General features: G+C 75.9%; 1 pseudogene. It reads right to left on the bottom strand.

From position 1 onward, the window contains the following. Nucleotides 1-375: pseudogene (locus tag LPA54_RS35895) on the bottom strand (ABC transporter substrate-binding protein); the annotation flags it as partial. Nucleotides 376-553 lie beyond the last annotated feature (178 nt).

The raw sequence follows: 553 nt of genomic DNA, 5'->3' as shown, positions 1-553 counted from the left end.
CACGAGGTCGTCCGGCAGCGCCCGCACCAGCCCTGCCTCCGCGAACACCGGCACCCAGGTCACGTCCAGGTTCACCACGTCGTACCGGGCGCTGCCGGACTGGAGGGCGCCCAGCAGCTGGCTGCGCTGCTCGTCCGCGCTGCCCGGCAGCTCCACCAGCCGCGCCTGGTACACCGAGCCCCCCACCTGCTGCGCAAGGTTCCACGCGTCGATGAGCCGCTGCCGCACGCCGTTGCTGCCCGTGACGTCCCGGCCGCTGGCCACGACGATCGTGCCGGGCCGCTCCTCGTCGGCCCGGTCGGGCGTCCCGTCCCCGCCGCCCGTGCAGGCGGCGAGCAGCAGCAGCGCGAGCAGCGCGGTGAGCCGTCGCGGCATCAGTCGTCCCCCGTTCCGATGCGGGCGATCTCGTCGTGCAGGGCGGCGCCCACGTCGTCCCCCGCGTCCAGACAGCGCCCGCCGCTCACATCGGCGATCCGGCGGTCCGGACGGCCCTCGTCACAGCCCCCGCTTCCCAGGACGGCGACGGTCACCGGCACCCGGCTCGCCTCGGCCC

Origin of the sequence: Streptomyces sp. DH12, from assembly GCF_020873895.1 — a bacterium.
Taxonomy (GTDB): domain Bacteria; phylum Actinomycetota; class Actinomycetes; order Streptomycetales; family Streptomycetaceae; genus Streptomyces.
This window is presented reverse-complemented; position numbering and strand designations above follow the sequence as displayed.